The organism is Cupriavidus sp. MEYA8, from assembly GCF_059278825.1.
The window spans coordinates 1,113,026-1,130,891 of the sequence record NZ_CM181221.1 but is presented as its reverse complement, the minus strand read 5'-3'; the positions used below and the strand labels follow the sequence as shown (position 1 = coordinate 1,130,891).

18 protein-coding genes are annotated in these 17,866 nt (G+C 66.0%); 9 read left to right on the top strand and 9 right to left on the bottom strand.

The features are described 5' to 3' along the window. Window positions 1-108: 108 nt before the first annotated feature. The 4 genes from AC5WJ1_RS05220 to uvrB all read right to left on the bottom strand — a co-directional run bounded on the left by AC5WJ1_RS05220 (window position 109) and on the right by uvrB (window position 3,093). A complete protein-coding gene (locus AC5WJ1_RS05220) occupies window positions 109-351 on the bottom strand; it encodes a hypothetical protein (RefSeq protein ID WP_133097590.1) in 243 nt (80 codons plus the stop codon). 36 nt (window positions 352-387) lie between these two features. Further along, entirely contained in the window at window positions 388-609 is a 222-nt protein-coding gene (locus AC5WJ1_RS05215) for a hypothetical protein (RefSeq protein WP_029046863.1), read from the bottom strand. Between the two features lie 20 nt (window positions 610-629). After that, a complete protein-coding gene (locus AC5WJ1_RS05210; protein WP_434032944.1) occupies window positions 630-932 on the bottom strand; it encodes a putative quinol monooxygenase in 303 nt (100 codons plus the stop codon). 76 nt (window positions 933-1,008) lie between these two features. Then, on the bottom strand, window positions 1,009-3,093 hold the full coding sequence (gene uvrB / locus AC5WJ1_RS05205; protein WP_494476386.1) for an excinuclease ABC subunit UvrB: 2,085 nt from the start codon (window positions 3,091-3,093) through the stop codon (window positions 1,009-1,011). Between the two features lie 257 nt (window positions 3,094-3,350). On the opposite strand from uvrB, the gene AC5WJ1_RS05200 reads away from it, so the two are divergent. Together AC5WJ1_RS05200 and AC5WJ1_RS05195 are read left to right on the top strand one after the other, a co-directional pair. Continuing rightward, window positions 3,351-4,547, top strand: coding sequence for an amino acid aminotransferase (locus AC5WJ1_RS05200; protein WP_135704932.1), 1,197 nt, complete (start codon window positions 3,351-3,353; stop codon window positions 4,545-4,547). A gap of 325 nt (window positions 4,548-4,872) precedes the next feature. Continuing rightward, window positions 4,873-6,129 (top strand): polyhydroxyalkanoate depolymerase, encoded by a 1,257-nt coding sequence (locus AC5WJ1_RS05195; protein WP_133097594.1) that lies wholly within the window; start codon window positions 4,873-4,875, stop codon window positions 6,127-6,129. A 45-nt stretch (window positions 6,130-6,174) separates the two neighbouring features. Here the strand turns inward: AC5WJ1_RS05195 and AC5WJ1_RS05190 are convergent, their stop codons facing one another. After that, window positions 6,175-6,831 (bottom strand): TetR/AcrR family transcriptional regulator, encoded by a 657-nt coding sequence (locus AC5WJ1_RS05190; protein ID WP_133097595.1) that lies wholly within the window; start codon window positions 6,829-6,831, stop codon window positions 6,175-6,177. Window positions 6,832-7,124: 293 nt separating this feature from the next. Between AC5WJ1_RS05190 and rsxB the strand changes: the two genes are divergently transcribed. Both rsxB and nth read left to right on the top strand, forming a co-directional pair. Continuing rightward, window positions 7,125-7,934 (top strand): electron transport complex subunit RsxB, encoded by an 810-nt coding sequence (rsxB, locus tag AC5WJ1_RS05185; RefSeq protein WP_135704931.1) that lies wholly within the window; start codon window positions 7,125-7,127, stop codon window positions 7,932-7,934. Continuing rightward, entirely contained in the window at window positions 7,931-8,575 is a 645-nt protein-coding gene (gene nth / locus AC5WJ1_RS05180; protein WP_133097597.1) for an endonuclease III, read from the top strand. Before rsxB ends, nth begins: the two co-directional genes overlap by 4 nt. 18 nt (window positions 8,576-8,593) lie before the next feature. On the opposite strand, the gene AC5WJ1_RS05175 is transcribed toward nth, so the two are convergent. Further along, on the bottom strand, window positions 8,594-9,220 hold the full coding sequence (locus AC5WJ1_RS05175; protein ID WP_135704930.1) for a TetR/AcrR family transcriptional regulator: 627 nt from the start codon (window positions 9,218-9,220) through the stop codon (window positions 8,594-8,596). A gap of 88 nt (window positions 9,221-9,308) precedes the next feature. On the opposite strand from AC5WJ1_RS05175, the gene AC5WJ1_RS05170 reads away from it, so the two are divergent. Genes AC5WJ1_RS05170 through AC5WJ1_RS05160 form a run of 3 tightly spaced genes read left to right on the top strand, consistent with a single transcriptional unit; the run spans window position 9,309 to window position 12,593 of the window. Further along, window positions 9,309-10,874 carry a flavin-containing monooxygenase gene (locus tag AC5WJ1_RS05170; RefSeq protein WP_434032947.1) on the top strand — a complete coding sequence of 522 codons (1,566 nt, stop codon included), beginning with the start codon at window positions 9,309-9,311 and terminating at the stop codon, window positions 10,872-10,874. Beyond that, entirely contained in the window at window positions 10,871-11,851 is a 981-nt protein-coding gene (locus AC5WJ1_RS05165) for an alpha/beta fold hydrolase (RefSeq protein ID WP_135704928.1), read from the top strand. The genes AC5WJ1_RS05170 and AC5WJ1_RS05165 overlap by 4 nt, the downstream gene beginning before the upstream one ends. A gap of 16 nt (window positions 11,852-11,867) precedes the next feature. After that, the gene (locus AC5WJ1_RS05160; RefSeq protein WP_195429652.1) at window positions 11,868-12,593 is read left to right on the top strand and encodes a Coq4 family protein; all 726 of its coding nucleotides are present in this window, start codon (window positions 11,868-11,870) and stop codon (window positions 12,591-12,593) included. A gap of 71 nt (window positions 12,594-12,664) precedes the next feature. On the opposite strand, the gene AC5WJ1_RS05155 is transcribed toward AC5WJ1_RS05160, so the two are convergent. Continuing rightward, window positions 12,665-13,252 carry a malonic semialdehyde reductase gene (locus AC5WJ1_RS05155; protein ID WP_195428077.1) on the bottom strand — a complete coding sequence of 196 codons (588 nt, stop codon included), beginning with the start codon at window positions 13,250-13,252 and terminating at the stop codon, window positions 12,665-12,667. Between the two features lie 87 nt (window positions 13,253-13,339). Further along, window positions 13,340-14,275 (bottom strand): DMT family transporter, encoded by a 936-nt coding sequence (locus AC5WJ1_RS05150; RefSeq protein ID WP_434032948.1) that lies wholly within the window; start codon window positions 14,273-14,275, stop codon window positions 13,340-13,342. A 91-nt stretch (window positions 14,276-14,366) separates the two neighbouring features. Here AC5WJ1_RS05150 and AC5WJ1_RS05145 point away from each other — a divergent pair, with 91 nt between their 5' ends. After that, complete coding sequence (locus AC5WJ1_RS05145; RefSeq protein ID WP_133097604.1) at window positions 14,367-14,798, top strand: DUF1841 family protein; 432 nt, start codon at window positions 14,367-14,369, stop codon at window positions 14,796-14,798. 373 nt (window positions 14,799-15,171) lie between these two features. Here AC5WJ1_RS05145 and AC5WJ1_RS05140 read toward each other — a convergent pair whose 3' ends face one another. Then, a complete protein-coding gene (locus AC5WJ1_RS05140; protein ID WP_494476385.1) occupies window positions 15,172-16,368 on the bottom strand; it encodes an IS110 family RNA-guided transposase in 1,197 nt (398 codons plus the stop codon). A gap of 211 nt (window positions 16,369-16,579) precedes the next feature. On the opposite strand from AC5WJ1_RS05140, the gene AC5WJ1_RS05135 reads away from it, so the two are divergent. After that, the gene (locus AC5WJ1_RS05135) at window positions 16,580-17,863 is read left to right on the top strand and encodes a phospholipase A (RefSeq protein WP_135704923.1); all 1,284 of its coding nucleotides are present in this window, start codon (window positions 16,580-16,582) and stop codon (window positions 17,861-17,863) included. Window positions 17,864-17,866: the final 3 nt, after the last annotated feature.

The following is a 17,866-nucleotide window of genomic DNA, read 5'->3' as shown; positions in this document are numbered from 1 at the left end:
AGGCCCCTTGCCCGCCGGGCCTGGTGGTTCGGAGAGGCAGAATTCTAGCCGCCTGCACGGAACGGACGCCAAAGCCCTCCGGTGCCCTCGCCATGGCGGCGGGCCGGCCTATGCGAGCTGCTTGGCCAGGCGCTCGCCGTGCGCAAACCCGGCCACCAGGGCAGCTTCGGCGGATTTGAAATGATCGGTGATGCGCGAGGTCTCGGTCAGCGTGCCGGCGGCGCGGATATTGGTCCCCGGGCGGCAGACGCGCACCGTGTACGACCATTCGCTTTGCGAGCGTTGCTTGACCTGGACCTGCACCTCGTGGGTTTCATAGACCTTTTTCTTCCACTCGCCGACTTCGGTCATTGTGTTTTCTCCTCGGGAAATGGGACAGGATAGCGGCTAATTGACCTCACCGGCATCGATGGCCCGCATTGCCGCGGCCTCGGCCAGCGCAACGGCCGCCTCCTGCGTGGGCGCATCGCCGGCGATGGCCTCGTAGGTGGGCCCGGCCGGCTCGCCAAAGGCATCGGCAATGCGCATCTGCCCGGCAAAGCCCCCTGCGGCATTAGGCACCGCGCTGGCCACGACCAGGTAGCCCCCGTACTCGAACTGGCGCTCCATGGCAGCTCCTTGAGCCCGGCTCACGCCGGCAGCTTGGCCGCCAGCACTTCCAGCTTCTGGATCGGCGGCGTACCCATGAACAGTTCCGGCGCCCGGGCCATCAGCGCGGCGGCAACCTTGCCGGCCAGGTGTGCCTCGCGCGCGGACTCATCGGCAAAGGCATCGAAGATGCCGAACATCGACGGCCCCAGGCGCAGCGCGAACCAGGCTGCGGTGCCGGTCTCCTGCTGCACCAGCGCCAGTCCGTCGCGCAGGAACTGCTCGACTTCCCGCTCCTTGCCGGGCCGCGCTTCCAGCGGCACCCACAGGCCAAGCTTCACCATGATGCGTCTCCGGGATCGGTGATGACGCTTTTCACTATAGGCCAGCCGCGGCGCGCGCCGGCGCCACTGCCGGACCTCACGCCGGCGGCAGCACGCCCTCGCCGCTGGCGCCGAACACCTGCGCCTTGAGCTTGGCCAGCTGATCGCGCACCTGTGCCGCCTGCTCGAACTCCAGGTTGCGGGCATGGTCGAGCATGAGCTTTTCCAGCCGCTTGATTTCCTTGGAGACCTGCTTCTCGCTCATGTCCTCGTAGCGCGCCTGCTCCTGCGCTGCCTGCAGCTCGGCCCTGGCATCGCTGGCGTTGTAGACGCCGTCGATGATGTCCTTGATGCGCTTGACCACGCCGCGCGGAACGATGCCGTTGGCCTCGTTGAAGGCCATCTGCTTGGCGCGGCGGCGCTCGGTCTCGCTGATGGCCTTCTGCATCGAGTCGGTCATGCGGTCGGCATACAGGATGGCGGTGCCATTGACGTTGCGCGCGGCGCGGCCGATGGTCTGGATCAGCGAGCGCTCGGCGCGCAGGAAGCCTTCCTTGTCCGCGTCCAGGATCGCCACCAGCGAGACTTCGGGGATATCCAGGCCCTCGCGCAACAGGTTGATGCCGACCAGCACGTCGAAGGTACCCAGGCGCAGGTCGCGGATGATCTCGACACGCTCCACCGTATCGATATCCGAGTGCAGGTAGCGCACCTTGACGCCGTTCTCGGACAGGAACTCGGTCAGCTGCTCGGCCATGCGCTTGGTCAGCGTGGTCACCAGCACGCGCTCGTTGACCTCCACGCGCGCGTGGATTTCCGACAGCAGGTCGTCCACCTGCGTGGTCGCCGGACGCACGATGATGGTCGGCTCGACCAGCCCGGTCGGGCGCACCACTTGCTCCACCACCTGCCCGGCGTGGTCCTTCTCGAACTGCGCTGGCGTCGCCGTGACGAACATCACCTGGCGCATCTTGCGCTCGAATTCGTCGAACTTGAGCGGGCGGTTGTCCAGCGCCGACGGCAGCCGGAAGCCGTACTCGACCAGCGTGGTCTTGCGCGCGCGGTCGCCGTTGTACATGCCGTTGAGCTGGCCGATCAGCACGTGCGACTCGTCCAGGAACATCAGCGCATCGGACGGCAGGTAGTCGACCAGCGTTGGCGGCGGCTCGCCCGGGCGAGCGCCGGACAGGTGGCGCGAATAGTTCTCGATGCCCTTGCAGAAGCCCAGCTCGGAAAGCATTTCGAGATCGAAGCGGGTACGCTGCTCCAGCCGCTGCGCCTCCACCAGGCGGTTTTCCTTGTGGAAGAACTCCAGCCTGTCGCGCAGCTCGTCCTTGATCGCCTCGATCGCGCGCAGCACGGTCTCGCGCGGCGTTACATAGTGGCTCGAGGGATAGACCGTGAAGCGCGGGATCTTCTGTTTCACGCGTCCGGTGAGCGGATCGAAAAACTGCAGCGACTCCACTTCGTCGTCGAACATCTCCAGCCGCACCGCCATCTCGGCGTGTTCCGCCGGGAAGATGTCGATGGTGTCGCCGCGCACGCGGAACGTGCCGCGCTGGAAATCGGTCTCGTTGCGGGTGTACTGCATGGCGATCAGGCGCGCGATCACGTCGCGCTGGCTGATCTTGTCGCCGGCCCGCAAAGTGAGAATCATCTGGTGGTATTCGTTCGGGTTGCCGATACCATAGATCGCAGAAACCGTCGCCACGATCACCGTGTCGCGGCGCTCCAGCAGGCTCTTGGTCGCCGACAGACGCATCTGCTCGATATGCTCGTTGATCGACGAGTCCTTCTCGATGAACAGGTCGCGCTGCGGGACGTAGGCCTCAGGCTGGTAGTAGTCGTAGTAGCTGACGAAGTACTCGACCGCATTGCGCGGGAAGAACTCGCGAAACTCGGCATATAGCTGGGCCGCCAGCGTCTTGTTGGGCGCGAACACGATCGCCGGCCGTCCCAGCCGGGCGATCGTGTTGGCCATGGTGAAGGTCTTGCCCGACCCGGTCACGCCCAGCAATGTCTGGTACGAGAGGCCGTCCTCCACCCCCTCCACCAGCTGGCGGATCGCCTCCGGCTGGTCCCCGGCGGGCGGGAACGGCTGGTACAGCTGGAACGGGGAGCCGGGAAATGTGACGAATTTGCTTTCGTCCAGGGCCGGCGCGGCTTCTGCGAGGTTCGACATAGGGGGCGGAATAGCGGGAGAGGTAATTAAGAAGTAACGAAAGAAGTGATGGCGAGACTAGGGAAAAACCTCAGGAAAACGGGCGGATACGCTAGAATCTTGGGGTTGACAGCCCCCGCTTCAAACCGTTTCAGGCCCGTCCCGAACGGCATGGGGCCGATTCCGCCCAGAACGGAACGGGGCCTGCCAGCCGCCAGCGCAGTCCGAAGCATTCTACGCCTTCCCGTTTTCTTTCATTGCCGACCACGAGATTCCAAATGAGTTTGTTTTCTGCCGTCGAGATGGCCCCGCGTGACCCGATCCTGGGCCTCAACGAAGCCTTCAATGCCGACACCCGCGCCACCAAGGTCAACCTGGGCGTTGGCGTGTACTTCACCGACGAAGGGAAAATCCCCCTGCTGCGCGCCGTCCAGGAGGCAGAAAAAGCCCGTCTGACCACCGCCACCCCGCGTGGCTACCTGCCGATCGAAGGCATCGCCGCCTATGACCAGGCAGTGCAGACGCTGCTGTTCGGCAAGGAATCGCCGCTGATCACCGAAGGCCGCGTGGTGACGGCCCAGGCACTGGGCGGCACCGGCGCGCTGAAGATCGGCGCCGACTTCCTCAAGCGCCTGTACCCGGACGCCAAGGTCGCCATCAGCGACCCGAGCTGGGAAAACCACCGCGCGCTGTTTGAAGCCGCCGGTTTCCCGGTCGTCAACTACGCTTACTACGACGCTGCCAGCCACGGCCTGAACTTCGCCGGCATGGTGGAATCGCTGAAGTCGTACCCGGCCAACACCATCGTCGTGCTGCACGCCTGCTGCCACAACCCGACCGGCGTCGACCTGTCGGCCGAGCAGTGGAAGCAAGTGGTGGAACTGGTCAAGGAACACAACCTGATCCCGTTCCTGGACATGGCCTACCAGGGCTTCGCCGACGGCATCGACGCCGACGGTGCCGCCGTGCGCCTGTTCGCCGACTCCGGCCTGCCGTTCTTCGTGTCCAGCTCGTTCTCGAAGAGCTTCTCGCTGTACGGCGAGCGCGTGGGCGCGCTGTCGATCGTCACCACCGGCAAGGAAGAAGCCCAGCGCGTGATGTCGCAGGTCAAGCGCGTGATCCGCACCAACTATTCCAATCCGCCGACGCACGGCGGCACCGTGGTCGCCACCGTGCTGAACAGCCCGGAACTGCGCGCCATGTGGGAAGAAGAGCTGGCCGAGATGCGCGACCGCATCAAGCTGATGCGCCATGCGCTGGTGGACAAGCTGGCCGCCAAGGGCGTGCCGGGCGACTTCTCCTTCGTCAAGGCGCAGCGCGGCATGTTCTCGTACTCGGGCCTGACCTCGGCCCAGGTGGACCGCCTGCGCAACGAACACGGCATCTACGCTGTCGGCACCGGCCGCATCTGCGTGGCGGCGCTGAACAGCCGCAACATCGATGCGGTGGTCGATGCGATCGCAGCGGTGATGTAAGGCTGCCAGCGTTGCTGCGCGGCAACGGGCGGCAACACGTGACAGTGCGTTGCAACTGGCGCAAGCATCACAAAGCGTCATTAAAAAAGCGGCCTCGGCCGCTTTTTGCATTTGTTTTCAGTCTTGTAGGACAGTGTCATCCAAATATCAGGCGAATGCCTTATTGTGTTCCGCAGATAGGGAAGTACCTTAAGGTATATGCTGCAAAGCAAGATCGTTAGCACGGTCGTTCGATAACGGGCATAATCCGCGACGATCCCAGGTGTATTGTCAGTACATTAGTACTTGGTGGTACGTGACCAAAAGTAAGACAGGCAGAAACGGCATGCTCTACCAACTGCATGAGTTCCAGCGCTCGATCCTGCACCCGCTCACCGCATGGGCCCAGGCGACCGCCAAGACTTTCACCAATCCCCTCAGCCCGATGTCGCTGGTTCCCGGCGCCCCCCGGCTTGCGGCGGGCTATGAGCTGCTGTACCGGCTCGGCAAGGAATACGAAAAGCCGGCATTCGACATCAAGTCGGTGCGCTCCAACGGCCGCGACATCCCCATCGTCGAACAGTCCGTGCTGGAAAAGCCGTTCTGCAAGCTGCTGCGCTTCAAGCGCTATGCCGACGACCCGGAAACCATCAAGCTGCTGAAGGATGAGCCGGTGGTGCTGGTGTGCGCGCCGCTGTCGGGCCACCACGCCACGCTTCTGCGCGACACCGTGCGCACGCTGCTGCAGGACCACAAGGTCTACGTGACCGACTGGATCGACGCGCGCATGGTGCCGGCCGAAGACGGTGCCTTCCACCTGTCGGACTACATCTACTATATTCAGGAATTCATCCGCCATATCGGCGCCGAAAACCTGCATGTGGTGTCGGTGTGCCAGCCGACCGTGCCAGTGCTGGCCGCGATCTCGCTGCTGGCCTCGGCCGGCGAGACCACGCCGCGCACCATGACCATGATGGGTGGCCCGATCGATGCCCGCAAGAGCCCGACCGCAGTCAATTCGCTGGCCACCAACAAGTCCTTCGAGTGGTTCGAGAACAACGTGATCTACACCGTGCCGGCCAACTACCCCGGCCACGGCCGCCGCGTGTACCCGGGCTTCCTGCAGCATGCCGGCTTCGTGGCGATGAACCCGGACCGGCACCTGTCCTCGCACTATGACTATTACCTGAGCCTGGTCGAGGGCGACGCCGACGACGCCGAGGCGCATGTGCGCTTCTACGACGAGTACAACGCGGTGCTGGACATGGCCGCCGACTATTACCTCGACACCATCCGCGAAGTGTTCCAGGAATTCCGCCTGGCCAACGGCACGTGGGCCATCGATGGCAAGCCGGTGCGGCCGCAGGATATCGAGGGCACCGCGCTGATGACGGTGGAAGGCGAACTGGACGATATCTCGGGCGCGGGCCAGACTGCCGCCGCGCACGATCTGTGCAGCGGCATCCCGAAAGACCGCAAGCAGCACATCACCGCGCCGCGTTGCGGCCACTACGGGATTTTCTCGGGCCGGCGCTGGCGCGAGAACATCTATCCGGACCTGCGCGATTTCATCCGCAAGTATCACCAGACCGCGGCGAAGTAACGCTGCCGCAGACAGGACAACGCCCGCAATCGCGGGCGTTTCCTTTCAGGTCGCGCTCTCGGGACAGCAGGAGCGCTTCAGGTAGCAGAGCAGCATCTCGGAATGCAGCTCGGCAAAACGCTCGTGCTCATGTTGCGAAGCCACGTCGCGCCCGGTCACGGCGCTGATGGTGTAGCGGTTGGACAGCACGTAGTAACCCAGCGCCGAGATCGTCAGGTAGAACTGCGGCACGTCGATGTTGTCACGGAAGACGCCCTGCTGCTGGCCCCTGCGGATCACGTCGGCCAGCACATCCACGACCGGGTTGATCAGCTGCTGCAGCTGCGCGGATTTCTTCAGGTGACGGGCTTCGTGCAGGTTCTCGCTGTTGATCAGGCGGATGAACTCGGGGTGCTCGTAATACCAGTCCCAGACAAAGCGGGCCAGCGCGCGCACGCCGGCGATCGGGTCTTCGTCGACCAGGTGCAGCCTTTCTTCAGCGGCGCGGAATTCGGCGTACTGTTTTTCCAGCACGGCCAGGAACAGCCCTTCCTTGCTGCCGTAGTAGTAATACAGCATGCGTTCGTTGGTTTCCGCGCGCCGGGCAATCTGGTCGACGCGGGCGCCGGCCAGACCACCCTTGGCAAATTCCTCGGTGGCCGCAGCGAGGATTCGTCGGCGCGTCCCTTCGGGATCGCGTTTGGTCTTGGTCTCTGTTGACATGGATGGCAGGTCGATCGTTGCGCGGATTATGGCACACACCGGAATGCGGCAGTCCGGCTGCGCGACGCGCATCATCGCCGTTTCTGTCCACCGGCGAAATCGGGGATAATCCTTGCGGCGCGAGGGCTCGAAGAGGCCCGCCGGCGACGGTTACGCCGGATTATTGTGCGCCGGCGCAGTCCCGCCGGGTGTTTCCCGGGCGGCAGTTGTGTCGCCAAACACGCATAGCGCCGCCCCATAAACGTCCAGTCCTGTCCTGATCCGGTTTGTCTCCTGAATTCCAGCCTGTTGTCGTGAATCCCGCCGTCAAATCCCTCGCCGACCGCATCGAGGCACTGTTGCCCCAGACTCAGTGCACCAAATGCGGATTCAACGGCTGCCGCCCGTACGCCGAGGCCATGGCCGCCGGCGAAGCGGCCTGCAACCGCTGCCCGCCGGGCGGCGCGGAAGGCGTGCGCCGGCTGGCCGGGACGCTTGGCGTCGAACCCATGCCGCTCGATCCGGAGCGCGGCAACGAGCAACCGCGCGCGGTCGCGCTGATCGACGAGAGCCTGTGCATCGGATGCACCCTTTGCATCCAGGCATGCCCTGTCGATGCCATCGCCGGCGCCGCCAAGCAGATGCATACGGTGATCCCCGAACTGTGTACCGGCTGCGACCTGTGCGTGGCGCCCTGCCCGGTCGACTGCATCGCCATGGTCCCGGTCACCGGCGACCGCACCGGCTGGGACGCCTGGTCACAGGCCCAGGCCGACGCTGCCCACGCGCGCTACCTGGCGCGCCAGGCCAGGCTGGTGCGCGAGCGCGAGGAAAACGACGCGCGCCTGGCCGCCAAGGCCGCGGCCAAGCTGGCCGCGGTGCAGGCCGAAGCTCCGCAGGACGACGCCGAGCGCGCCGCGCAGGAACGCAAGCGCGCCATCATCCAGGCTGCGATCGAGCGCGCCCGCCAGAAACAGCAGGCCGCGCGTCCGCGCAATATTGAAAACGTCTCCCCCGCCGTCCAGGCGCAGATCGATGCCGCCGAAGCGCGCCGCGCGCGCGCCGGCCTGACCGAGCCGGGCGTCGGCCCCAACGCCAAACCCGACCCGGAACGACAACAATGAACGCCGCCAAGTGCCGTGCCATTTTCGAGACGCTGCGCGAAGTCAACCCGGCCCCGGCCACTGAACTGGAATACAGTTCGCCGTTCGAGCTGCTGATTGCCGTGCTGCTGTCGGCGCAGGCCACCGACGTCGGCGTCAACAAGGCCACGCGCCGGCTGTTCCCGGTCGCTCACACGCCTCAGCAGATGCTCGACCTCGGCGAAGCCGGGCTGAGCGAATACATCAAGACCATCGGCCTGTACAAGACCAAGGCCAGGCATGTGATCGAGACCTGCCGCATCCTGGTCGAGCGGCACGGCGGCAAGGTGCCGCCCGACCGCGAAGCGCTGGAAGCGCTGCCGGGCGTGGGCCGCAAGACCGCCAACGTGGTCCTCAATACTGCCTTTGGCGAGCCCACCATTGCGGTCGACACGCATATCTTCCGGGTCGCCAACCGCACCGGGTTGGCGCCGGGCAAGAACGTGGAGGTGGTCGAGCAGAAGCTGCTCAAGTGCGTGCCGCATGAATTCCTGCACGATGCGCACCACTGGCTGATCCTGCACGGCCGCTACGTGTGCAAGGCGCGCAGGCCGGAATGCTGGCACTGCGTGATCGAGCCTTTATGCGAGTTCAGGGAAAAGACGGAAGCGCCGCAGCTGTGAAGCGCCCGGCGGCGGGCCTTAGTGCGGCTCGCGCGCCAGCACCATGGCCAGCTGCAACGCCGTGCGTGCCACCACTTCGACATCGGGTGTATAGCCCTGTCCGATCCAGCGCAGGGCGACATGGATGACCCCACCCGCAACGCCAGCGGTCAGCAACGGATCGAGCCGCCGGCCCGGCGGCAGCAGCGCCTGCGCCAGCAGGCCGCCGAATTCGCCCAGCGAATCCGCCAGCGCGCCATCGACCAGCTTGCTGACGCCGCGGATCTCCACTAGGAACACCCGCGCCGAACGCGGCTCGCACTGCAAGGTCCCGAAATAGGCGCGCAGCATGGCCAGCGCCCGGTTGGGGCCGTCGCCGCCGGCCGCCTCACCGGCGCGCGCCAGTGTCTGCAGCAAGCGGTGGGTGACCGCCTGGAACGACGCCAGCAGCAGCGCCTCGCTGTTGGCGAATGACTCGTAGAAATAGCGCTCGGTCAGGCCGGCGGCCTCGCAGACGGCCTTGACCGTGGCGTTCTGGTAACCGCGCTCGCCATAGACCTGCACCGCCGCGGCGATCAGCTGGCTCCGGCGCTGAGCGCGCCGTTCTTCGGCTTCGGCGCCGCGGTAGCGGCGTGCGGGGGTGAGCTCGGGGGTCATGTGCGCCATTATGACATTCCCTATTGTCAGATGCCTTGTCTTATCGCTTCTGACAACCCATGTTGTCAGAAGCGCCACTCGCCCCCGGATGCCTGACATGACCGCAGCCCATCCTGATGATGCCGTCCTCGATGTCCTGATCGTAGGCGCCGGCCTGTCCGGCATCGGCGCCGCGCGCCACCTGCAGATGCGCTGCCCCGGCAAGCGCTACGCCATCCTGGAAGCCCGCGACGCCATCGGCGGCACCTGGGACCTGTTCCGCTACCCGGGCATCCGCTCCGACTCGGACATGTACACGCTGGGCTACCGCTTCAAGCCCTGGCGCGGCGCCAGGGCCATCGCCGACGGGCCGTCGATCCGGGCCTATATCCGCGAGACCGCCGAGGAAGCCGGCATCACGCCGCATATCCGCTTTGGCCACAAGGTCGTCAGCGCCGCATGGGACAGCGCCGCCGGCTGCTGGACGGTCGAGGCCGAGCGTACGGCAAATCACAGCCGCCTGCGCCTGCGCACCCGCCTGCTCTATGTCTGCGCCGGCTATTACAGCTATGCCGAGGGGCACCGCCCGGCCTTTGACGGCGAGGAGCGCTTCCGCGGCCGCATCCTGCATCCACAGTTCTGGGACGAATCGCTCGACTACGGCGGCAAACGCGTTGTGGTGATCGGCAGCGGCGCCACGGCGGTCACGCTGGTGCCGGAGATGGCAAAGCGCGCCGCGCAGGTGACCATGCTGCAACGCTCGCCCACCTACATCGTGACGCGCCCCGCCGAAGACGCGATCGCCCACAAGCTGCGCAGGCTGCTGCCCGAGCGGCTGGCCTACGGCGCCACGCGCTGGAAGAACGTGCTGCTCGGCATGATGTTCTTCCAGCTGGCGCGGCGGCGGCCCGCGCGCACCAGGGAAAAGCTGATCGGCATGGCGGCGGCGCAGCTGGCACCGGGTTTCGACGTCGCGACGCATCTCACGCCGCGCTACAACCCATGGGACCAGCGCCTGTGCCTGGTGCCCGATGGCGACCTGTTCGGCGCCATCCGCGACGGCCGTGCCACGGTGGAGACCGATACCATCGAACGGTTCACCGAAGACGGCATCGTGCTGGCCAGCGGCAAGACGCTCGCCGCAGATATAGTAGTCGTGGCCACTGGGCTGAAGCTGAACATGCTGGGCGACATCGCGGTCAGCGTCGACGGCGAGCCGCGCCGCCCCGCCGACTCGTTCGCGTACAAGGGGATGATGCTGAGCGGCGTGCCCAACCTGGTGCTCGCCTTCGGCTACACCAATGCCTCGTGGACGCTCAAGGCCGACCTCACCGCCGAGTACGTCTGCCGCCTGTTGCGCCATATGGACCGCCATGGCCACCGCATGGCGATGCCGCGCGCGCCGGCCGGCATGCAGCCCACGCCGTTCCTGGATTTCACGTCGGGCTATGTGCAACGTGCCGCCACCGTGCTGCCCCGTCAAGGCGACCGCAAGCCCTGGCGCGTCTATCAGAATTACTTGAAAGACATGCTGACGATCCGGCACGGGCGCATCGCCGACGGCGTGCTGCAGTTCGATGTCCCGTCTTTCTCCTCCCCGGCTGGCCGGCCACACCGCGACAGCCAGGAGCCTGCCGAAACCAATACCGTGCCGGCCGTTGCCGGCAACGAGGTGCAATCGTGACCATCGCCCTGACCGTCGCTGGCCTGCTGATCGGGCTGCTCGTGGTGCTGGGCGCCGCGCTATGGCTGCACACGTTGCGCACCGTCCGGCGCATCGAGGCGGCAATGCCGCCGCGCGGACGCTTTGTCGAGGTACCCGGCGCGCGGCTGCACGTGGTCGAGCGCGGCCAGGGTCCCGCCGTGCTGCTGGTGCACGGCCTGTCCGGACAACTGGAGAATTTCGGCTACGGCATGATCGAACCGCTCGCGCGCCATTTCCGCGTGATCGCCGTCGACCGCCCCGGCGCGGGCCACTCGACGCGCGTGGCAGGCACCGCTGCGGATCTGCCGGCACAGGCCGAGTCGCTCGCGGCACTGTGCGACCAGCTTGGACTGGACAAGCCGCTGGTGGTCGGCCACTCGCTTGGCGGCGCGATCGCGCTGGCACTGGCCATCCATCACCCCGAGCGCGTCGGCGGCCTGGCGCTGATCGCGCCGCTCACCCATCCGCCCAAGGCGATTTCGCCGGTCTTCCAGGCGATGACCGTGCCCGGCGCGCTGCGCCGGCTGCTGGCGTGGACGCTGGTGGTGCCGATGTCGGAACGGCGCCGTGAAGAAGTCATGGATATCGTGTTCGGTCCCGACCCGTTCCCGCTCGACTTCCCGACGCGCGGCGGCGGCCTGCTGGCGCTGCGGCCCTCCCATTTCCTTGCCGCTTCCGAGGACCTGATCGGTGCCGCGCGAAGCCTGCCGGCAATGTTGCCGCACTATGGATCGCTGCGCGTGCCGGTGAGCGTGCTGTACGGGCGCGATGACCGCATCCTCGACTTTGCCGAGCATGGCGAAGCACTGGTCGCCAGGGTGCCGGGCGCCACGCTGACGCTGGTCGACGGCGGGCATATGCTGCCGGTGACCGCCATCGACACCTGTGTCGACTTTGTGCGCGACGCCGCCGCGCCGCGGCATGCGCCGGCGCCGGGCCCGGCCCAGTTCGCCTGAACCACGGAGTTCCTGCATGACCACCCCGACCGCCTCCAATCCCTACAAGCAGGATGTCTTCACCGCGTTCCGGGCCGTGCGCAAGCTGCTGGCCAATGGCAACGACACCGAGCAGGTGTTCCGCATCATGCGCGCGCTGAACGGCCCGTCGATGCCGCGCAACTTCGGCCGCCTGCTGTCCACGCCCGACGGCAGGCGCATGGTCTACCAGCGCATCGAACTGGCCGAGCGCCTGTCCGATCCTGCCTATGTCGCGAGCTTCGCCCCGGGCACGGTCGGCGCGGCGTATCGCGCTTTCCTGGAACAGACCGGTTACAGCGCGGACGGGCTGGCCAAGGTCTCCAACCTCGACCAGGAGCCGGTGATCGAGGACGCGTACATGTGGTTCGGCCGGCGTACCCGCGACATCCACGACATCTGGCATGTGCTCACCGGCTACCGGGCCGACGAAAGCCTTGGCGAAGCCGCGCTGGTGGCGTTCAGCTACGCGCAGACCGGCGGCAAGGGATGGGCGTTCATTGCCATCGCGGCGTCGCTGAAAAGCCTGCGCGTGACCGGCCGCCTGGCCTTTGCGCGCGCCGTGCTGGAGGGCTACCGGCTGGGGCGCCGCGCCGGGTGGCTGCTCGGCGAGGACTACGAAAGACTGTTGCACGAGCCGCTCGACGCCGCCCGCGCACGGCTCGGCATTGCGGAGCCGGGGCGCTATCTCGCCTGCAATCCGGTGCAGGAATGGACTGCCTGACGCAGGCGCGCACCAGTACAAAAAAAGCGACCCGACGGGTCGCTTTTTTTTGGTTCTGGCGCGCGGCCTCTTCAGACGATGCGGCAGGCTTCGTCGAACGGCAGGCGCGGCAGGCGCGGATGCAGCTTGTCGGCAACGCCGTAGCCCAGGTTGACCAGGAAGTTGACCGACCACTTGCCATCGGGGAAGAAGGCCGCGTTGACCTTGTCGGCGTCGAAACCGCCCATGGGGCCGCAATCCAGGCCCAGCGCACGTGCGGCCAGGATGAAGTAGCCGCCTTGCAGCGAGCTGTTCATCAGGGCGTCGCGGGCGATTTTCTCGTCGTTGCCGGCATACCAGGCACGCGCGTCGGCGTGCGGGAACAGGCGCGGCAGCTGGTCGTGGAAGGCCTTGTCGAAGGCGATGATCGCCGTGACCGGCGCCGAGCGGGTCTTGTCGACGTTGCCGGCCGATACGCAATCCACCAGGCGCGCCTTCTCGGCCGCGCTCTTGACGAAGACGATGCGGGCCGGGCTGCTGTTGGCGGCGGTCGGGCCGAACTTCATCGCGTCATAGACCTGGTGCAGGACGGCGTCGTCCACGTGGCGGTCCTGCCACACGTTGTGGGTGCGGGCCTCGGTGAACAGTTGCGCCAGCGCGGCTTGGTCGATCTGGGACATGCGGCTCTTCCTATGCATGAAGTGAAAGAAGCGGCGATTTTACCCAAGCGCCAGGATGTGCCGTGCCAGCGTCTTTGACCAACCCGTTCAATTCTCTTGCATGTCGCCGCGGGCCGGTGCCGGCGCGCTGCTGCGCCGTGTCAGCCATAGCACGCCGGCCAGGATCAGCCCGCCGCCGAGCGCCTGCATGCCGCCGATGTGCTCGCCCAGCAGCAACGCCGCCAGCAGCACCGTGACCACCGGCTCGAGCGTCGACAGCATCGAAGCCTGCGCCGCGCCAAGCCGCTGCAGCCCGGCGAAGAAGGTCAGGATCGCCAGCACCGTCGACAGCAGCGCAATCGCCGCCAGCGCCAGCCAGCCGCCGGCGCTCGCCGGGAACTGCGGCGGCACGCCCGCGCCAAGGCGCAGCAGCCCGACCGCACCGTAGACCAGCGCGGCCGCGCTGCAGATCACCGTGGTGGTGGCGATCGGGTTGACACCGGCGGTCACGCGCGCGCCGACGATGATGTAGACGGAATAGATCACCGCCGCCGCCAGCCCCAGCGCGATGCCCAGCGGCGAACCCTCGCCGCCGCCGACCGTCAGCCCGGCCCCCACCGAGCACAGCACCAGCGCGATCACGGCCGCCGTGGTCAGCCGCTCTTTCAGGAACACCGCGGCCAGGATCGTCACAAACAGCGGGTACAGGTACAGCAGCAGCGCCACCAGGCTGGCCTGCGCATGGTTCAGCGCACTGAAAAAGCAGAACGACTGGCCCACATAGCCAATGCCGCCCATCGCCGCCAGCGCCAGCACGCGCCGCCACGGCGGCAGGCCGATGCCGCGCGTGCGCATCACCCACGCCAGCGCCCCCGCCGCCAGCACGAAACGTACGAGCAGCAGGCCATAGACGTCGGCACCGGCCGCATAGGCAAAGCGCGCAAAGATCGCCATGGCGCCGAAGGCGCTGGCCGACACCGCAATCAGCAGCACCCCGGTGAGCTTGGCGCGGGCCTGTTCGTGGGCGGTGGCGGAGGCGGTCATGAAGATGGCGGGAAGTCGGCGATCCCGCATTCTACTTGGCGCCGCCGGCGCGCCAGCGCTCGCCGCGCCCCTCGTTTACAATGGCGCCACCATGTTTAATCCCTCACGAGAAGAAGTCCGCCGTTTCTTCTGCGAAGCCTGGCAGAAGCAGATCGCGGGCAGCGTGCTGACGCCGCTGGAAGTCATTGCCGTCGACTGGATCGGCGAGCATCCCGAGTACCACGACCTGCTGCGCGACACCGAAGGCGCGCTGACGCAGGACTACACCCCCGAGCAAGGCCAGACCAACCCGTTCCTGCACCTGGCGATGCACCTGTCGATCTCGGAACAGGTTTCCGTCGACCAGCCACGCGGCATTCGCGAGGCTTATGAGGCGCTTGTACGCCGACTCGATTCGCCGCACGAAGCCCAGCACCAAGTGATGGAATGCCTGGGCGAGATGCTGTGGCAGGCACAGCGCAGCGGCCTGCCGCCGGACGGCGAACAATACGTCGACAGCGTGCGCCGGCGCGCGATGCGCTGAGCCCGCCACGCTAGCCGGTTGCTGGCAGCCTGCTTCTATGATGAGTCGGAAGGCAAGAATTTTTACGCAAATTGATCCAACTTCCTAATCTAGCTCGCGCTTGCCGCAAGGCGGCTGTCGCTGTTGTTCACCAGTTTCAAAGTTCCCGGTCATCTTTACGTGAGACTTCGACGTCCCACCAACTTCTATCCGCTGGTATTTGCCCAGCCCAATCCTGCATGCGCGTTGCGCTAAGGTGACCTTGATGCGAGAAGCTCCCATCTAGTAGTGTCGGTTGCGGTTGCAACCAGCAGGCTGCACGGGCTTGTCTACTTCGAACTGACTTGCGATAGGACGGACAGGAGCAGCTAATGCGAGCGTTGCCGCCATTCCTTCAAACTGCTGCCACCTCGCCGGCTGAACGTTTTAATCCTGTGGTCTTGCTGTTTTTCAGAAGCGCTCCCTCGGGTAGGATTCCATGCGTCAGATAGCGCCACAGAGCGATGACCAGCCGTCGCGCCACCGCGACTATAGCGATGCGCTTGCCCCGCTTGTTCTGGCTATTTCCTTGGGTGCGCTGCACGTACCACTGCGCCATCGCACTGCCGGGCTGATAGCGTAGCCAGAGCCACGCCATTTCAATAAGCAGAGAACGCACGCGCCGGTTGCCCTGCTTACTGATCCCCTGGTCGACCCGGCTCTGGCCGCTGTCGTACGGCTGCGGCGCCAAGCCGACACAGGCGCCCACCTGCCGGCGGTTGTCAAAGCTGCGCCAGAACAGCTCGAGCACCAGTCGTGTCGCGCCGACCGGGCCGACCGCCTTGAGCCGTTGCAGGTCGGCAATGCGTTTTTGTGCGGGTTCCGGCAATTGCCTGACCAGGTCTTTTTCCAGTGCAGCGAGTTGCTGCTGGGCTAAGGCCAAGCGCTGACACTCCCGGATCAGCCGCGCATGCAACTGCGCAGGGATTGCCGCGCCGTCGTAGCAGGAGATTTCTCCCTTTGCTAGCCGCTTTGCGATATCGCCTTCGACGTCTTGCCAGCAACCCACTGTTCGCAGCAGCTTGCGGATCCGGTCGCGGTGCTGTAGCGTCTCTTTTTGAAGTTCACCCCGGTCGCGCACCAGGTGCCGCTGGGCTTCGGTTTCAACGGCCGGTACGCGAATCACGTGCATGCGGTCATGTTCGCCGCGCAGCCAGGCGCGCAGGCACAAGACCAGCTTGATCGCGTCGAGTCGGTCGGTCTTGGCCCGCCGCGCGTGCCGCTCCACCGGGATGCTGGCGGGGTCGCAGATCACTACTTCGTATCCTAGCTTCGATAGCGCTCGCTCGATCCAGAAGCCGTCCTGACCAGCCTCGTACAACACGACGGTGCGCACGGCAGGGCCAAGTCCCCATTTCGTCTTGATCTTCTCGATCGCTTGCATCGCTTCGTCCAGGCGGCATGCCGGAACTTTTGCAGCTACAGTCTGGATCGCAGGCTTCTCCCGCTTGCCGTCGTGCAGGGCGATTTTCCAGGTGCTGTTGGACAGCTCCAGGGCCACTGCCAATACATCTTCTCCGGGCATAGAATGATTGATACGGGTCGGTTGCATGACGTGCTCCAAGGTGAATGGGTCGCACCTTTACTTTAGGATCGCTTTGCGTGCGTTACCGACCCGCCTTCATTCATAGGATCTAGCCGTCTGCAACGGTTGCGTACATTTCGTCACAACCCGCTTTCTATCGCGTGGTAGGCTTTGCGGGTTCCGAAATTTCCCGATGCCGCAGCGCGCCGTTCCAGCCGCGCCCGCGGTGCCCAGCATCATGTCCCGATTGACCCTGCCCCGCCGGCTGGCGCCTGCCAGCCGCGCCGTCGCCCCCCTTTGCCTGTCACTGGCGCTGGCTTTTCCTCTGGCCGCCCACGCCGGCGTGGCGCTGCTGCAGCCGCCACGCGTGATCGACGGCAACCAGCCCCTGACGCTGACGCTGGTGGTCAGCGCCGACGGCGCGACGCGCCGTTACCGGATCCCCGATACGCTGGAAGTGACCGCGTCGAGCGAAATGCAGGCGCCGGTACGCCTCGTACTGTGGCGGGAGGTCTCCGCGCCGCCCGTGGTCAACCTGCGCCGCGGCGAGCACCGCGCCATCCGCTACAGCGCGACCCTGCCGCCGCAGCTGCGCGGCCAGGTGCGGCTGGATGCGACCGGCATCGACGCCGCGCCGGTGGTGGTCACTCTGAACCGGCTGCCGCAGCCGGGCGAGGCCACCACCGCCGCCCCGCCCGCGGTAGCCGCTACGGCCGGGGCCGCTGGCGAAGCCGCGGAGACGGTCCCGGTTCCGATCACGCCGGTGACCAGCGCAAGCGCCACCGCCCCGGCGCCCGCGGACCTGCGCGACAGCGCGCGCCTGTCGTTCTACGACCCGATGTACTTCATCGTCGGCGCGCACGATGGCGCCAATGCGAAGTTCCAGTTCAGCTTCAAGTACCGGATCTTCGAGGGCGAGGATCCGGCATCGAAGAGCCTGTTCGACAACCTCTACCTCGGCTTCACCCAGTTCTCGCTATGGGACCTGTCTGAGCAGTCCAAGCCGTTCCGCGACACCAACTACCGGCCGAGCCTGTTTTACTACCTGTCGGATACCGGCGTGCGCAACCGGGCCATCAGCCGGCTGTCGCTGGCGGCCGGCGTGGAGCACGAGTCCAACGGCCGCAGCGGCGACGAGTCGCGCAGCATCAACACCGTGTTCGTCAAGCCGACGTTCTACATCGGCGACCAGAACGACTGGCACTGGCGCGTCGCGCCCAAGCTCTATGCCTACGTGGAAAAGGGCGACAACCCTGACATCGCCCACTACCGCGGCTATATGGACCTGGGCATCGCGTATGGGCGCCCGGATTCATGGGAGTTTTCCGCCACGCTGCGCAAGGGCACGCGCAAGTGGTATGGCAGCGTCGATGCGCAGGTCACCTATCCGCTGGCGCGGCTGCTGCCGGGTACCGCGGGTTACCTGATGGCGGGTTACTTCGTCGGCTATGGCGAAAGCCTGCTCGACTACAACCACAAGCTGCCCTGGCAGTTCCGCATCGGCTACGCGCTGTCGCGCTGAAGG

What these genes read in the sequence shown, in the direction of transcription:
- AC5WJ1_RS05220 (WP_133097590.1), bottom strand. Translation starts at nt 351, where the DNA reads ATGACCGAAGTCGGCGAGTGGAAGAAAAAGGTCTATGAAACCCACGAG.
- AC5WJ1_RS05215 (WP_029046863.1), bottom strand. Translation starts at nt 609, where the DNA reads ATGGAGCGCCAGTTCGAGTACGGGGGCTACCTGGTCGTGGCCAGCGCG.
- AC5WJ1_RS05210 (WP_434032944.1), bottom strand. Translation starts at nt 932, where the DNA reads ATGGTGAAGCTTGGCCTGTGGGTGCCGCTGGAAGCGCGGCCCGGCAAG.
- uvrB (WP_494476386.1), bottom strand. Translation starts at nt 3,093, where the DNA reads ATGTCGAACCTCGCAGAAGCCGCGCCGGCCCTGGACGAAAGCAAATTC.
- AC5WJ1_RS05200 (WP_135704932.1), top strand. Translation starts at nt 3,351, where the DNA reads ATGAGTTTGTTTTCTGCCGTCGAGATGGCCCCGCGTGACCCGATCCTG.
- AC5WJ1_RS05195 (WP_133097594.1), top strand. Translation starts at nt 4,873, where the DNA reads ATGCTCTACCAACTGCATGAGTTCCAGCGCTCGATCCTGCACCCGCTC.
- AC5WJ1_RS05190 (WP_133097595.1), bottom strand. Translation starts at nt 6,831, where the DNA reads ATGTCAACAGAGACCAAGACCAAACGCGATCCCGAAGGGACGCGCCGA.
- nth (WP_133097597.1), top strand. Translation starts at nt 7,931, where the DNA reads ATGAACGCCGCCAAGTGCCGTGCCATTTTCGAGACGCTGCGCGAAGTC.
- AC5WJ1_RS05175 (WP_135704930.1), bottom strand. Translation starts at nt 9,220, where the DNA reads ATGGCGCACATGACCCCCGAGCTCACCCCCGCACGCCGCTACCGCGGC.
- AC5WJ1_RS05170 (WP_434032947.1), top strand. Translation starts at nt 9,309, where the DNA reads ATGACCGCAGCCCATCCTGATGATGCCGTCCTCGATGTCCTGATCGTA.
- AC5WJ1_RS05160 (WP_195429652.1), top strand. Translation starts at nt 11,868, where the DNA reads ATGACCACCCCGACCGCCTCCAATCCCTACAAGCAGGATGTCTTCACC.
- AC5WJ1_RS05155 (WP_195428077.1), bottom strand. Translation starts at nt 13,252, where the DNA reads ATGTCCCAGATCGACCAAGCCGCGCTGGCGCAACTGTTCACCGAGGCC.
- AC5WJ1_RS05150 (WP_434032948.1), bottom strand. Translation starts at nt 14,275, where the DNA reads ATGACCGCCTCCGCCACCGCCCACGAACAGGCCCGCGCCAAGCTCACC.
- AC5WJ1_RS05145 (WP_133097604.1), top strand. Translation starts at nt 14,367, where the DNA reads ATGTTTAATCCCTCACGAGAAGAAGTCCGCCGTTTCTTCTGCGAAGCC.
- AC5WJ1_RS05140 (WP_494476385.1), bottom strand. Translation starts at nt 16,368, where the DNA reads ATGCAACCGACCCGTATCAATCATTCTATGCCCGGAGAAGATGTATTG.
- AC5WJ1_RS05135 (WP_135704923.1), top strand. Translation starts at nt 16,580, where the DNA reads ATGTCCCGATTGACCCTGCCCCGCCGGCTGGCGCCTGCCAGCCGCGCC.